The 15,101-nt window shown below is 38.5% G+C and carries 11 protein-coding genes; 7 read left to right on the top strand and 4 right to left on the bottom strand.

Annotated features, from left to right (window positions below; all coding sequences use genetic code 11):
• Nucleotides 1–763: 763 nt before the first annotated feature.
• Nucleotides 764–2,248, bottom strand: a complete 1,485-nt coding sequence (gatA, locus tag ACKC4Y_RS03430; RefSeq protein ID WP_409361972.1) for an Asp-tRNA(Asn)/Glu-tRNA(Gln) amidotransferase subunit GatA — start codon at nt 2,246–2,248, stop codon at nt 764–766.
• A 31-nt stretch (nt 2,249–2,279) separates the two neighbouring features.
• Nucleotides 2,280–2,567, bottom strand: a complete 288-nt coding sequence (gene gatC, locus ACKC4Y_RS03425; RefSeq protein ID WP_409361971.1) for an Asp-tRNA(Asn)/Glu-tRNA(Gln) amidotransferase subunit GatC — start codon at nt 2,565–2,567, stop codon at nt 2,280–2,282.
• Between the two features lie 144 nt (nt 2,568–2,711).
• On the opposite strand from gatC, the gene ruvX reads away from it, so the two are divergent.
• The gene (gene ruvX, locus ACKC4Y_RS03420; protein WP_409361970.1) at nt 2,712–3,191 is read left to right on the top strand and encodes a Holliday junction resolvase RuvX; all 480 of its coding nucleotides are present in this window, start codon (nt 2,712–2,714) and stop codon (nt 3,189–3,191) included.
• Here the strand turns inward: ruvX and ACKC4Y_RS03415 are convergent.
• The gene (locus tag ACKC4Y_RS03415) at nt 3,176–4,804 is read right to left on the bottom strand and encodes an acyl-CoA dehydrogenase family protein (protein WP_409361969.1); all 1,629 of its coding nucleotides are present in this window, start codon (nt 4,802–4,804) and stop codon (nt 3,176–3,178) included. The genes ruvX and ACKC4Y_RS03415 overlap by 16 nt on opposite strands.
• Nucleotides 4,805–4,939: 135 nt before the next feature.
• Between ACKC4Y_RS03415 and ACKC4Y_RS03410 the strand changes: the two genes are divergently transcribed.
• The 4 genes from ACKC4Y_RS03410 to dprA are packed head-to-tail and all read left to right on the top strand — an operon-like array spanning nt 4,940 to nt 9,039.
• The gene (locus ACKC4Y_RS03410) at nt 4,940–5,908 is read left to right on the top strand and encodes an aspartate carbamoyltransferase catalytic subunit (RefSeq protein WP_409361968.1); all 969 of its coding nucleotides are present in this window, start codon (nt 4,940–4,942) and stop codon (nt 5,906–5,908) included.
• Entirely contained in the window at nt 5,905–7,209 is a 1,305-nt protein-coding gene (locus ACKC4Y_RS03405; protein WP_409361967.1) for a dihydroorotase, read from the top strand. The genes ACKC4Y_RS03410 and ACKC4Y_RS03405 overlap by 4 nt, the downstream gene beginning before the upstream one ends.
• Before the next feature lie 8 nt (nt 7,210–7,217).
• A complete protein-coding gene (gene plsY / locus ACKC4Y_RS03400; protein WP_409361966.1) occupies nt 7,218–7,850 on the top strand; it encodes a glycerol-3-phosphate 1-O-acyltransferase PlsY in 633 nt (210 codons plus the stop codon).
• Entirely contained in the window at nt 7,825–9,039 is a 1,215-nt protein-coding gene (gene dprA, locus ACKC4Y_RS03395) for a DNA-processing protein DprA (RefSeq protein WP_409362139.1), read from the top strand. Before plsY ends, dprA begins: the two co-directional genes overlap by 26 nt.
• Here dprA and ACKC4Y_RS03390 read toward each other — a convergent pair.
• Nucleotides 8,969–9,175 (bottom strand): hypothetical protein, encoded by a 207-nt coding sequence (locus ACKC4Y_RS03390; protein ID WP_345115433.1) that lies wholly within the window; start codon nt 9,173–9,175, stop codon nt 8,969–8,971. The two genes, dprA and ACKC4Y_RS03390, sit on opposite strands and share 71 nt — an antisense overlap.
• Nucleotides 9,176–9,423: 248 nt before the next feature.
• On the opposite strand from ACKC4Y_RS03390, the gene topA reads away from it, so the two are divergent.
• Both topA and rnr read left to right on the top strand, forming a co-directional pair.
• On the top strand, nt 9,424–11,985 hold the full coding sequence (gene topA / locus ACKC4Y_RS03385; RefSeq protein WP_409361965.1) for a type I DNA topoisomerase: 2,562 nt from the start codon (nt 9,424–9,426) through the stop codon (nt 11,983–11,985).
• 3 nt (nt 11,986–11,988) lie between these two features.
• Nucleotides 11,989–14,259, top strand: coding sequence for a ribonuclease R (gene rnr / locus ACKC4Y_RS03380; protein WP_409361964.1), 2,271 nt, complete (start codon nt 11,989–11,991; stop codon nt 14,257–14,259).
• Nucleotides 14,260–15,101: the final 842 nt, after the last annotated feature.

The following is a 15,101-nucleotide window of genomic DNA, read 5'->3' as shown; positions in this document are numbered from 1 at the left end:
GGAATCCTTCTTTATGAAGCTGCTTATCGTGATGATACGGTGTTTTCTGTTTGAGCAGAAAGGAATAACAAGCACACATTTGGTTTGCTTACGCGCTTAATGAATTTGAAATAAAACCTTCATAAGTTTATCAATTATGACTTTCTAAATCCTTCAAAAGCTTACAGAGATTTAAGTCCTGTCATTCCAATTCTTTGGAGTTAAGAATAGTGGTGCAAGAAAACCAATACAGCATACATCTACCTAGTTAACTACACCTCGCGCCTTTTTTCCAAAGCACATTTTTATGCTTGCTTTATCTAATCTGTAGCTTAGGGATGACACAAACAAAGCTGGTATCGATCATCACAGATCGGTGTCATATGTCTTTAGCATAGTCATTGGCAAATCCTTGCAAAAACTGACACCTTCCTTACCTTACACCAAAGTGCATAACATTTATGGGTTCTACGTTCATTGGCTATAGGAGAGGATAAATTCTTACCACCCTATTTTAAAATAAAATGAGCACATTTAATAAAACCACGGAAAAAGCTTTTAGTCCTCACGTTGATCCTAGAAAAAACTCCGCAATAAATTGTAAATTCTTTGCCAATCTCTGCTCTTGATGTCCCTTCCTCTAGGAACGTTCCGTTTATAGAAACGGAACGTTATCACGACCTCATATTTATCTCAAATCTTAACTTAAGTGCATAAGCATCGAGTCTAGGAGCAATATTTTTTTAAGTAAAACTTTTTTATAAAAAGCCGAGCTTTTTTATTGTCACGTCCACCATTTTTCTACCCTGAACACTCCCGCAGCTTTCTCTAGAATGTGCGCTATTTGAAAAATGACTTCTTCAGCAAAAGGCTTACCAATCAATTGTAATCCTAGTGGTAAACCATTTACTGAAAGACCAGCAGGAACAGAGATTCCTGGCAAACCAGCCATATTCACGGGTACAGTAAAAATATCATTGAGATACATTGCCACTGTATCATTTTTTATTTTTTTATCAGCAATGCCAAAAGCCGGCGTTGGTGTTGCTGGTGTAAGAATAGCATCAATGCCAGAAGCAAAACATTGATCAAAATCACGCTTTACTAATGTTCGTACTTTTTGGGCTTTCAAATAATAGGAATCATAAAAACCTGATGAGAGAACATAAGTGCCGATCAAAATACGTCGTTTTACCTCTTCACCAAAACCAGCTGAGCGGGTATTTTCATACATTTCAATGATGTCTTTTCCTGGTATACGGAGACCAAAACGGACACCATCATAACGTGCTAAATTAGAAGACGCTTCTGCAGGCGCTACAATATAGTAAGCAGGCAAAGCATATTTTGTATGAGGTAATGAAATATCGCGGATCTCAGCTCCTGCATCTTTTAGCCAATTTATTCCTTTTTGCCAAAGCTCGATAATTTCAGAGGACATCCCTTCAAGATGGTATTCTTTTGGAATACCAATTTTCATTCCTTTGATTGATTGACCAAGATAACTCTCATAATCAGGTACTGGTAAATTCACGGAAGTAGAATCTTTTTCATCAAAAGAAGCCATTGATTTTAGCAAAATAGCACAATCGCGAACATCTCTGGCAATAGGACCGGGTTGATCGAGTGAGGAGGCAAAGGCTACGACCCCCCACCGTGAACAACGTCCATAAGTTGGTTTTATTCCTACGGTGCCAGTGAATGCAGCAGGCTGGCGTATTGATCCACCTGTATCCGTCGCTGTTGCACCCGCACAAAGTTCCGCTGCAACAGCAGCAGCAGAACCACCGGAAGAACCACCAGGAACAAGTTTTTCGCTGGAGCCTTTTTTTCGCCATGGACTCATAACTGGACCATAATATGAAGTCTCATTGGAGGATCCCATAGCAAACTCATCCATATTAAGCTTACCTAACATAACGGCTCCATCTCTCCATAAATTAGCGCTTACCGTTGATTCATAGTGCGGTTTAAAACCATCAAGAATATGCGAACAAGCTTGCGTATGAACACCTTGTGTTGCAAAAAGATCCTTAATGCCTAATGGAATTCCCTCTAAAGAACCACCCTGCCCTTTCGCCAAACGACTCTCTGATAAAGCAGCCATTTTTATTGCTTTTTCTGCTGTTATTGCTACATAAGCGTTCAAAATTGGATTAGCCAATTCAATCGCTTTTAGATACGCCTCTGTTAATTCACTCGCTTTAAAATCTCCCTTTGTGAGAGCATCACGGGCTTGGGCAATTGTAAGGGTTGTTAAATCGGTCATATTGATTCTCAAATTTTAAAAATATAAAAAGTTACTCAACAACTTTTGAAACAAGAAAGAAATTTTCTTCCGTAACGGGCGCATTGGCTATGACATCAGCCGCTTTATCACCATCTGTGACACGATCTTCACGCATGCGTAAAGCCATCGGCATTACTGATGTTAATGGTTCAATTCCACTGACATCAACTTCACTCAACTGTTCTACAAAACCTAAAATGACATTGAGCTCTTTTGCCATACGTTCTGCTTCATCATTTTGAATAGCAATGCGCGCTAAACGTGCCACCCGCTTGACTGTTTCTTGATCAACAGACATACTAAGCCTTTCTGTTTTTTATTACGATATTTATTTATCCCCATTCTGGCTATACAAGGCTGAATTTGCAAGCCAAGAATATTAACGTAAAGACAAAATATCAAGTATGCATCTGAAATATTAAAAAAATGAATTATAGGCTACATGACTGTTATTAACATAGATCAAGTTATTACACATCTCTTGCCCGGACAAACAATAGCAAGCTTGGATTTGGGTACAAAAACGATCGGAATTGCAATTTCTGATATGGGGCTAAATTTTTCAAATCCGCGTCCTCTCCTTCGACGAAAAAAATTTACGGTAGATGCCCACACGCTCATACAAATTTTTGACCGTGAAAACGTGGGGGTTGTTATCATTGGCTTGCCTCTTAATATGAATGGGAGTAGCGGTCCTCGTGCGCAAGCAACCAGAACTTTTGTGAGCAATATGGCGATACATACAAAAATTCCCTTTGTTTTTTGGGATGAACGTTTATCGACGATTGCCGCACAACGCTCCCTTCTAGAAATGGATGTATCACGCACTAAAAGAGCAAACCGTATTGATTCTGCTGCTGCTGCCTTTATATTGCAAGGTGCTCTCGACAGAATTCAATCTCTTCATCAGATGGAAGGATAAAGGACATTTAATAAGTGTCCCGCATTATATCGTGCTATCAGCATACCATAGGAAGATCTCCATTGCCCCCCAAGACGGCTTTCCATATAGGCATTTGCAACATGTTCTATGTCCACATGACGTAACGATGCAGCCGCTGCTGCATACGCCACTTGTTCAACAAAAAACCTTCCTGCGCCCTCATTTGTCGATGCCATACTTACAGCAGATTTGATAATCTCAATTGCCCGCGGCCCCGCTGGACCAATATCAAATGCAATTTTTTCTAACAATTTCTGGAACAATCCTGGTGCTTTTTCAGCTATGAGAATTGAATCTTTTACTAATTGATTAGCAGAACTATTTCTAACAACCCGAGCTGGTCCATTACACAACATTTGCGATAATGGATTACCCTCTATAAAGCTTTCGATACCAAGCTGTGCAATAATTTCACCGACAATAGGAACGACGAGTTGGCTCACATGATAAGCAATAATAGGCGTCATGATTCGTGCAAAAGCTGCTTCAGAACGATCATTGGCAGCATTATCAAATGCCCGTGCTAAACGTAAAACCAATGCTTGTGAGGCAGCAATATCAAGTGCGATATCTGCAAAAATACGTTCTGTCAGCGGCGGCAAAGGCTGATCCGGCATCTTTTGCCGAAAAAAATCTATGCCAAATTGAAGAGCAGCCCGTAGAACCCCTGCTGATATAACAGACTGATCGAAACGCATCATAGTCTCGATATCTTTAATGACTTTAAGTCCCTCTCCAGCATTCCCTAAAAGCCAACCACAACACCCTTGAAAATCAACCACCCCTTCTGGCGTTGAGGATTCTCCAGAACGCTGCACTAAATGATGAATCGATATATTACCATTTAATGCACCATTTTCTTGTATACGTGGAACTAAAAAGCAACTTAAATGACCATCCAACTCTGCGCTAACAAGATATCCGTCAACCATAGGATTAATAACATTGGTTTTTATAACATTTAAACGATAAAGATCACGCTTCATCTTTTCATCAAAAGCGATTTTTTGAACACTTGGGAAATTAAAAGAGTATTTTTTACCTTTTTCAGCTTCATCAAAAGCACAGGTAAGCGAAGCTGCCTTTTTTTTATTAATAGGCTTCGATGATAAATCATATTGGCGTGATAAAAGTACATTTTGCCATTTTCTGAAGAGCTCAACATCACTAATTAATACAGCAATAGAGGCACTTGTTATAATAACCTCATTTAAGTGCCCTGTTTCTAGACTAGCAGATAAAGCCAAGCGAATAGCACGTGCTTGATAGCGTACCCCATTTTCTGAAGTGGTGTTTTCCCAAAGTGACGTGACTAAACCAGCCTGTCTGGAATATTGTTGAAGTGCTTGATAAGAAGAGTGTATCTCCAAGTGTTCTGTTAATTTCCCCCATTCATCATTATAGCGCAATACTGGTCGATAATGATTCGCTAAATAAGAAAGATCATAGGCTTCATGACTCGCCACAAAATCTCCTATTTCTTCAAAACTTGCTAATAAAAACGTAGGCAAAGTAGAAGCAATACGAAACATTAGTGTATCACTAAGGAATGCATTTTTTTGGCGGGCACTTTGAGCAGACACAGCATTCATAGGTATATTCCTATTATTCAAATTATTCATAATCATAGATTAATAGACTATTTGTCTTTTTGCAGTTAAAAAACATTTATCACATTCAAACAAATGCTTGTTTAATCTCTTTAGAGAGAGATAGAAAAGAATGCTATGACTCAAAACTCTTTTTTCCCCCTTTTCCCCCATCAACATCTTTTAGGCATTAAGGGTCTGAGTGTACAAGACCTTAGCACATTGCTTGATCGTGCAGATGCCAATGTTATCCTTTCTAAAAAAAGTGATAAGACAAAATCTATATTGCGTGGACGCACGCAAATTAATCTCTTCTTTGAATCTTCCACGCGAACACAATCCTCGTTTGAATTAGCAGGCAAGCGGTTGGGAGCAGACGTAATGAGTCTTTCCATTGGCAATTCATCTGTAAAAAAGGGAGAAACATTAATTGATACGGCCACAACCCTCAATGCGATGAAACCAGATATTCTCGTCATTCGTCATCATTGCGCTGGAGCAGCTGCTTTGTTAGCACAAAAAGTTGATTGTTGCGTCATTAATGCAGGTGATGGCGCCCATGAACATCCAACACAAGCTTTATTGGATGCTTTGACCATTAAAAGAACAAAAGGCCGTATTGAAGGATTAACTGTTGCAATTTGCGGAGATATTTTGCACTCACGTGTTGCACGTTCCAATATCCTTAGTCTCAATGCTTTGGGGGCACGTGTACGTGCTGTTGCTCCTTCAACACTCTTGCCCACAGGAATCACTGATATGAGCGTTGAGGTTTTTAATACAATGAAAGAAGGTCTTAAAGACGCTGATGTCATCATGATGTTGCGCTTACAACATGAACGTATGACAGGTTCTTTTATTCCTTCTATTCATGAATATTTTCATTATTTCGGCTTACATAAAGAAAATTTGTCTTATGCCAAAAGCAATTGCATTATTCTACATCCTGGTCCAATCAACCGTGGTATAGAAATCGCATCTGACATAGCAGATGGACCAAAAAGCATGATTCATACACAAGTAGAGTTGGGAATCGCTGTACGTATGGCTGTCATGGAAGCTTTATTAGATTCACGCCTTAAGACGGAAAGTGGAGAAAAAAAATGACAAAGCCAAGTGTTTTTCAAAACGCCCGAATTATTGATCCTTCACGCGCAATAGACGAAATTGGCACAGTTATTGTTGAAAATGGGCTGATTACAGCTGCTGGAAAAGAAGCCCTAAATCAGGGAATCCCAGAAGGAGCAGAAATTGTTAATGCACAAAACAAAGCGATTCTCCCTGGTCTTGTTGATGCCCGCGTCTTCGTCGGAGAATTAGGCAATGAACACTGTGAAACAATCGCATCAGCAAGTCAATCAGCAGTAGCAGGTGGTATTACTTCTTTCCTCATGATGCCAGATACGCGTCCAGTCATTGATAATGTAGCACTTGTTGAATTTATTAGGCATACGGTACAAGAAAAGTCATCTGTCAACATTTATCCCGTTGCTGCGATTACTCAAGGTTTCAACGGACAGCAAATAGCGGAATTCGGCTTACTAAAAGATGCAGGAGCTGTTGCCTTTTGTGAAGGAAAAAAAACGCTTCAAAGTTCATCTGTTATGCGACGTGCAATGACTTATGCACGTGATTTTGATGTCACATTAATACACGAAACACAAGACAAAGATCTTACAGAACAAGGCGTTATGAATGAAGGATTACTAGCAAGTTGGCTTGGTCTTTCTGGAATTCCCCGCGAAGCAGAAGTCATCCCACTCGAAAGAGATCTGCGCTTAGCAGCATTAACACAAACACGCTACCATGCTGCACAAATATCAACAGCACTGTCTGCTGACGCACTTCGTTTAGGCAAGCAACGGAGTGAGAAAATTTCAGCCGGTGTATCCATTAATCACTTATCTCTTAATGAAAATGACATTGGTGAATATCGTACCTCTTTCCGCCTCATGCCCCCATTGCGTACAGAAGAAGATCGTATAGCTATGATTGAAGCAATAAAAGATGGCACAGTAGATATTATCGTTTCTTCCCATGAACCTCAGAGCATTGATAGAAAACATCTACCCTTTAATGATGCAGCTGCAGGTGCCATTGGCATGGAAACTTTATTAAGTGCCGCTTTACGCCTTTACCATAATGAAACCATACCTCTTCTACGATTAACAGAACTTTTATCAACGGCTCCTGCAAAACTTTTTGGACTTAATGCAGGAACACTCAGAAAAGGTGCTTATGCAGACCTTATTTTGGTTGATCTTGATGAGCCATGGATAGTTTCTGCAGAGAAGTTACACTCACGTTCAAGAAATACACCTTTTGAGAATGCACGATTCCAAGGACGTGTTCTTCAAACCTTTGTTAAAGGACGATCTGTTTTTAAACTTGATCAACAAACTTTATGAGATTCTTAATGAATGAAGTAGAGACACTTTTTTCTTTCACACCATGGTTTATCCTCCTGATATCTTATTTCGTTGGATCAATTCCATTTGGACTACTTTTTACGCGATTAGCCAAACTTGGCGATGTGAGAACAATTGGTTCTGGAAATATTGGAGCTACAAATGTTTTACGAACAGGAAATAAAAGAGTTGCTGCTCTTACACTCTTTTGCGATATATTGAAGGGCACTGTTGCAGTTTTTATTGCAAAATTTCTAAGTTATCCGGTAGAAAATAGTATTATTGTTTTTCTAGCTGGTTTTTTTGCCTTTTTGGGACATCTTTTCCCCATATGGCTTAAATTTAAAGGTGGCAAGGGGGTTGCAACCTATCTGGGTGTATGCTTAGGATTTTACTGGCCAGCAGCAATCGTTTTCGTTGCTGTGTGGATCGTATTTTTTCTGCTTACACGCTATTCTTCATTATCCGCACTCGTTGCTGTTGTTATAACTCCGATATTTGTTTTTTACTTTTCCGATCCTTATTTCTATTTTATGCTGTTTGCGATGAGCGTATTTGTGTATATAAAGCATTACGCCAATATCGGTAGATTATTAGTTGGGAAAGAAAGTAAGATTGGGACTCAAAACGGGGATAAATAAAGGAATCCTGCTCACTGATTATCAACGTCTAAACTGGTTACGGTTGTTGCGTAGTGAAAATATTGGAGCAGTGAGTTTTCGCAATCTCATTGATCATTATAAAACAGCAGAAAATGCTCTAGCAGCACTTCCTGGTCTTAGCAGAAAGGGTGGACTTTGTACGCCTATCCGAATAGCAACGTTAGAAGATGCTGAAAAAGAAATACAAGAAGCTGAAAGATTAGGTATTCGATTTGTTGGTATAGGAGAACCGGATTATCCAGCCTTTCTTAAGGTCACAGAAGCATCACCACCACTTATTACCATAAAAGGCAATGTTGCAGCTTTTCAGAAACCTTCTGTTGGAATTGTGGGATCTCGAAATGCTTCAGCAGCGGGCAAAAAACTTGCTGCTCAATTTGCTCATTTTTTGGGGGATGCTGGTTTTACAATTATTTCTGGATTAGCCCGTGGAATTGACAGCATTGCACACCAAGCAAGTCTGTTAACAGGTACAGTCGCAGTAATGGCTGGTGGAATTGATCACATCTACCCTCCTGAAAACAAAAAACTATACGAGGATATTATTGCAAACGGTGGAGCAATTATCAGTGAAATGCCCATTGCTTGGAAACCGCGCGCTATCGATTTTCCAAGAAGAAATCGCATTATTGCTGGTTTATCACTCGGACTTTTGGTTGTAGAAGCTGCACTGCGATCAGGATCTCTTATTACCGCACGTCAAGCTACCGAAATGGGACGATTGATTTTTGCCATTCCCGGTTCTCCACTTGATCCAAGGTCCGTTGGTACAAACAACCTTATCAAGGATGGTGCCCTACTAACCACGCACCCCTCTGACATTGTAGAAACACTTACTCCCTTAACCCCAATGTCCCTTAATTCTCAACTTAATTTCTTTGAGGAAGCAGAAACCCTTAAAATTGAAAAAGAAAGTTTTTGTTTACCTGAAGAAGAAAGCTGTAGCCCCCCTTCAATTGGAGATGACACAGAACGTACAGCCGTCCTCTCCGCCCTCTCAATGACTCCAATTGATTTAGACACACTCAGCACCCACTCAGGTGTTCCATTACAACACCTTTACCTTTTGTTGGTTGAACTCGAGCTCGCTGGAAAGCTTATTCGACACTCTGGTGGTTATGTGTCATTGTCGAGTTTGGATCCTCTCCAAGCGTCTCAGCACTATTAATAATACTTTGCCCCTCTTTAGCCACCATATCCAAAAGTAAAGCTAAAAGAGGACTCCGAGCTTGACGCGCCATTTGGTTCATCTGTTTTGACATATCTGTAATGTATTGGATAACTTTTAAATGATTTATAAACATAATCTTCTATCCTTGAGCATTTCCCCTCCTATTTCTCAATAGACGCTATCTTAGTATTTCGCCGTATATTTTTGTATTAACTGCGGAAAATAAGTCGTGCGATTTTATATAGGGTGTAATATCAATAATAACAATCACAAGTTGTATAAATATTAATATTTTTTATGTGTTCTTCACCAATTGGCATTGGCTATTCGCATGAAAGGGGTTTATAAAAAAGTTTTCTATTGCAACATTCGGGTAAAATTATGAATATCGTTATCGTTGAATCTCCAGCAAAAGCAAAAACAATTAATAAATATCTTGGATCTGAATACAAAGTCGTAGCTTCATTTGGACATGTTCGTGATTTACCTGCAAAAGATGGCTCTGTTCTACCCGATCAAGATTTTTCTATGAAATGGAATGTGGATTCTGCCTCCGCTAAGCGTTTGAATGAAATAGCAAAAGCAGTCAAAGAAGCCGATAGCCTTATTTTAGCAACAGACCCTGATCGTGAAGGGGAAGCTATTTCATGGCATATTCTTGATGTTCTTCGTCAAAAAAAAGTTTTAAAGGATAAACCTATTAAACGCGTTGTGTTCAATGCAATTACCAAAAAATCTGTGCTTGATGCCATGAACAATCCACGTGATATTGATACATCACTTGTAGATGCCTACCTTGCACGTCGTGCCCTCGATTATCTTGTAGGTTTTACACTTTCCCCTGTTTTATGGCGAAAACTTCCCGGTGCACGTTCGGCTGGTCGCGTTCAATCGGTTGCCTTGCGCATTATTTGTGATCGTGAATCAGAAATAGAACATTTTATTAAAGAAGATTATTGGACTATTACAACGCACTTGAAAACCATCCGCAATGACGGTTTCCCTGCAAGATTAACGATGTTTAATCAAAAAAAGATTGGAAAACTTGATATTCAGTCTCAAAAACAAGCAGATCAGATTCGCCTTATGTTGGAGGAAGCAAAATATCGCACATTAAGTGTTGAAGCAAAACCCACTAAAAGAAATCCTTCCCCTCCATTTACAACATCTACTTTACAGCAAGCAGCTTCTTCAAAGCTAGGTTTCTCAGCTTCTCGGACCATGCAAATTGCTCAAAAGCTTTATGAAGGTATTGAAATTAATGGTGAAATGGCAGGACTTATTACCTATATGCGTACTGATGGTGTACAAATAGCACCAGAAGCCATTGATACAGCACGGAAAGTAATTTGTGAGTCCTTTGGTAGTAATTACATTCCTGAAAAACCGCGTTTTTATTCAACAAAAGCAAAGAACGCACAAGAAGCACATGAAGCCATCCGCCCTACGGATTTTCAACGTATTCCCAGTCAAGTACGCGATTTTCTCGACAGCGATCAAGCTAAGCTCTATGAGCTGATATGGAAGCGCGCGATTGCCAGTCAAATGCGTTCCGCTGAAATTGAACGCACAACTGTTGAAATTGAAGCTCAGCAAGGAGAAAACCATGCAAATCTACGTGCGACAGGTTCTGTTATTCGTTTTGATGGTTTTATTTCTGTCTACACTGATCAACGAGAGGAAGAAAACAGTGAAGAAAATGAAGCGACACACTTGCCACAAATGAATACTGGTGAAGCTCTTACAAAAGAAAAAATTGAATCCATACAACATACTACAGAACCACCTCCTCGTTATTCTGAAGCCTCCTTAATTAAAAAGCTTGAAGAGCTTGGCATTGGTCGTCCTTCAACCTATGCCTCTACATTGGCGACATTGTGTGATCGTGGATATATCACAATTGATAAACGAAAGCTTCTTCCCGATGTTAAAGGACGTATTGTTACAGCTTTTCTCGAAAATTTCTTTAATCGCTATGTAGAATATGGTTTCACAGCAGATCTTGAGGAAAAACTGGACCTTATATCAGATGGAAAACTTTCTTGGAAAGATGTAATGCGTGATTTTTGGGATGGATTTAACGCGTCTATTACGAACATCAAAGAACTCCGTATAACCAATGTCCTTGACGTTTTAAATGTGACATTAGCGCCTCTCGCTTTTCCTGCCCGTGAAGACGGAAGCGATGTCCGTTCTTGTCCTCTTTGTACAAACGGTGAATTATCATTAAAGCTAGGGCGTTATGGTGCATTTGTTGGCTGTTCTAATTATCCCGAATGCAAATACACGCGCCAATTGGGAACAGATACAGGAGAAGAGAATGAAGTCATGCGTAACGATGAACCCGTTATGCTTGGTATTGATCCTCAAACAGGAAAAGATATTTCTCTTCGCAATGGTCGTTTTGGACCCTATATTCAGCTTGGTGAAAGCAAAGAAGCCAAGCGTGCAGGACTACCAAGAGAATGGCAAACAGAAAATATAACTCTTGATAGAGCCTTAGCCTTACTATCTCTGCCCCGTGAAATTGGCATTCATCCTGAAACAGGCAAAATAATCACAGCCACAATTGGCCGGTATGGTCCCTACCTTACACATGATGGTAAATCTGCGCCCCTTCTTCATTCAGACGAAGTTTTTGATATTGGAATCAATCGTGCGGTTACAGTACTTGCCGAAAAACAAGAAAATAAAACAAAGCGAAGCAGAACGACAACCGCAGCACTCGCAACATTAGGGGAGCATCCAGATGGAGGAGCTATCACCATCCGCAATGGACGTTACGGTCCGTATGTGAATTGGGGCAAAATTAATGCAACATTGCCAAAAGATAAAGATCCAATTAATGTAACACTTTCAGAAGCATTAGAACTGATATTGGCTAAAGCGTCTGGTAAAAAAGTAAACTCAAAAAGAGCTTCTTCTAAAACAAAAGAGACATAAATTTTGGCTAAAGGCGAAAAAAAAACAAAATATTTTCAAGCGCTGAATTTGGAACGACTGCCCAATAAGGCAGAAATTCTTTCCTTTATTAACGAGAATCCTGATCATTCAAGTAAACGTGAAATAACTAAAGCTTTTAACTTAAAAAGAGATTCTCGTATCTGGTTAAGAGATATATTGCGTGATTTGAAAAATCATAAATTGATACCAAAAAAGCATAAAAAGACAGTAAATAAAGGAAAATCACCAACGGTTGCTATCGTAAAAATTAGCGGACGTGATGAAGACGGCAGTTTTATTGCACAACCTCTTGAGTGGGAAAATGATTCAAAACCAAATATTGAAATACTCCCTTTTCATCGCATAAAAGGAGTAAGTATTGGTGTTGGAGATCATATTCTTATAAAGATTTCTAAAAATAAATCTTCTCAACATTCTTCTTATACAGGGCGGATTATTCGTAAAATTGATATATCACCCAAAAACACGTTTGGCGTTGTGCGAAAATTAGAAAATGGCCAATGGCGACTTGATCCTATAGAACGCAAAACTGATGAACTGGTTATTGATGAGTCTTCAGAAATTAATGTAGAATCTGGTGATCTTGTTGAAGTCGAAATTAAAAAAAATACTGGTTATGGATTAAAGAGTGCAAAAATAAAGAATGTTGTAGGACACATTAAGAGTGAAAAAACACTCTCAATGATTGCTCTTCTTTCGAAAAAAATTCCTTATACTTTTCCTGAAGATGTTCTTAAACAAGTAAAAAATGTAAAACCTGTTAGCATAGACAATCGTGAAGATTGGCGACAATTGCCACTCATTACAATTGATCCACCAGATGCAAAAGATCATGATGATGCAGTTTATGCAACACGAGATAAAGATCCTAAAAATAGAGACGGTTGGATTGTTGTTGTCGCAATCGCAGACGTTTCTTCCTATGTCAAAACGGGAAGTGCTTTAGATAAAGAAGCTTTGAAGCGGGGGAATTCTGTTTATTTCCCTGATTACGTTGTGCCAATGCTCCCCGAGCGCATTTCTAATGATTTATGCTCTCTGCGTGAAAAAAAAGAAAGACCAGCTTTAGCAGTTCGTATGATTTTTGATGCAAACGGGAACAAACGAAAACATAGTTTTCATCGTATTATGGTGCGTATAGTAGCCAAACTCTCTTATCAAGAAGTACAATTGGCAATTGAAGGTAATATAAATGAAAAAACAGCTTCTCTTTTTGAGAGCATTTTGCAACCATTGTGGGAAGCTTATGGATGTCTCAAAATCGCGCGTACTCGTCGACAACCATTAGAATTAGAAATAGCAGAAAAAAAGATTATTCTTAATCAGGATGGTTGTGTCCAAGATGTTGTGAATGAAACACAGTTAGAAGCACATCGTTTGATTGAAGAATTCATGATACAAGCGAATATTGCGGCTTCTGAAACATTAAAAGAACATCATCAACCCTTCATTTATCGTATTCATGAAAAACCTTCTCTTGCTAAGCAAGAAATACTTCGGAGCTTTCTTCAGAGTTTGGGGATACCACTCTCCCGCGGAAGCGAACTTACCTCAGCGCGCCTTAATAGCATTCTGGCAAAAGTGACGAATACACCCCAAAAAGAATTGGTCAACCAAGTTATTCTGCGCTCACAATCTCAAGCTGAGTATAATCCCAAAAATATCGGCCACTTTGGTTTAAACCTACATAATTATACACATTTCACATCCCCCATCCGTCGTTATGCTGATCTTATTATTCATCGAGCACTCATTAAAAGTCTGAAATTAGGTGACGACCACCTAACAGATGCACAAGAACAAAATCTTACAGAAATTGCTACGCAAATTTCTTTATATGAACGCCGTGCAATGATGGCTGAAAGAGAAACCATTGATCGACTTGTCGCACACTATTTAACAAACAAAATTGGACGTACTTTTGTAGGTCGCATTTCCGGAGTTACAAAAGCAGGTCTTTTTATCTCGCTTGAAAAACTCAATATTGATGGTTTCGTACCTATTTCTACACTTAAAAATGATTATTATCATTTTGATGAAGTGCAACATGTCCTTACAGGAAAGCGTAGCCATAAGGGCTATCAACTGAGTGATGTTGTAGAGGTGAAGCTTATAAAAGTACAACCTTTTGCTGGTTCTTTATGCTTTGAGCTCTTAACAGAACCTCGCCCAATAGCCTTTTCATCTGCATCCTATCATAAAAACAAATTTATAGCGAAAAAACGAAAGCGTGTTTTTTATGAAAAAAAATAATATGAGATAAAAACTAAGCAACTAAGTAAAAATTAAAATCCACACGACAATTTTTCAATACCACAACTTTCATCGTATTATAAAAAAATTGTAAAGATAATTAATCTTTAGAAACACAAGTCTAAAATAAAATTTTAATAATAAAAACAGTATATTAAAAGCAACTTTTAAACAATGTATTGTATTGTGTTATTTTAGGTAAGCCACCCCCCTTCTTCATCATATGGAATTGTGTATTTTATTTTTAATAAATGATAACCATAAAAAAATTGGATGTTCAAAACAATGTTTTGCATGCAACCATAGGCACACTGTTAGGAAAACATTGGGAATGGGAATATAGTATGTCTTACTGCTGATGGCTGAGAGAAGTGTTTCAAAGACTGTCATGGGTTATAGCAAAACAGCTGATGGAATCGTCATCATTATTGCATCCATTTTTTTCTCGAATCATTCCATATCTAAATATTATCAAAAAAATATCGCTTATCTTATGATGGTTATTGGCTCTTTAAGTTTTTTAAGGTTTTATTTTTTTTAATAAATATGAGTATGGTTCAAGTTAAGATTTATATTGCAATTTAGCATTAAAATTATATTCACTCTTTTCAGAGCCTTAGATCAACAGGTGCACAACACCTGAAAAACGTGGTTTTGTATTTTTTATTTATATTATATATAAAAATGGAAGCCAACACTGCTGGAGAAAGTAAGGACACAAGGATTTATACATTTTATTACTGAACATGTCCTTACTGTATTTGCTAGTATACCAATTTTGGTGGCTTGGAAATTAAATAAAAAATCTAAAGAAATCCAATATACGCTATTGTTCCTATATT

The sequence above is a fragment of the Bartonella heixiaziensis genome (assembly GCF_046245125.2).
In the GTDB taxonomy this organism is placed as follows: domain Bacteria; phylum Pseudomonadota; class Alphaproteobacteria; order Rhizobiales; family Rhizobiaceae; genus Bartonella; species Bartonella heixiaziensis.
The sequence above is the reverse complement of the archived record's forward strand: the minus strand, read 5'-3'. Positions and strand labels throughout refer to the sequence as shown.

Excerpts from the sequence above, each read along its gene's own strand:
- gatA (WP_409361972.1), bottom strand. The coding sequence starts at position 2,248 with ATGACCGATTTAACAACCCTTACAATTGCCCAAGCCCGTGATGCTCTC.
- gatC (WP_409361971.1), bottom strand. The coding sequence starts at position 2,567 with ATGTCTGTTGATCAAGAAACAGTCAAGCGGGTGGCACGTTTAGCGCGC.
- ruvX (WP_409361970.1), top strand. The coding sequence starts at position 2,712 with ATGACTGTTATTAACATAGATCAAGTTATTACACATCTCTTGCCCGGA.
- ACKC4Y_RS03415 (WP_409361969.1), bottom strand. The coding sequence starts at position 4,804 with ATGAATGCTGTGTCTGCTCAAAGTGCCCGCCAAAAAAATGCATTCCTT.
- ACKC4Y_RS03410 (WP_409361968.1), top strand. The coding sequence starts at position 4,940 with ATGACTCAAAACTCTTTTTTCCCCCTTTTCCCCCATCAACATCTTTTA.
- ACKC4Y_RS03405 (WP_409361967.1), top strand. The coding sequence starts at position 5,905 with ATGACAAAGCCAAGTGTTTTTCAAAACGCCCGAATTATTGATCCTTCA.
- plsY (WP_409361966.1), top strand. The coding sequence starts at position 7,218 with ATGAATGAAGTAGAGACACTTTTTTCTTTCACACCATGGTTTATCCTC.
- ACKC4Y_RS03390 (WP_345115433.1), bottom strand. The coding sequence starts at position 9,175 with ATGTTTATAAATCATTTAAAAGTTATCCAATACATTACAGATATGTCA.
- topA (WP_409361965.1), top strand. The coding sequence starts at position 9,424 with ATGAATATCGTTATCGTTGAATCTCCAGCAAAAGCAAAAACAATTAAT.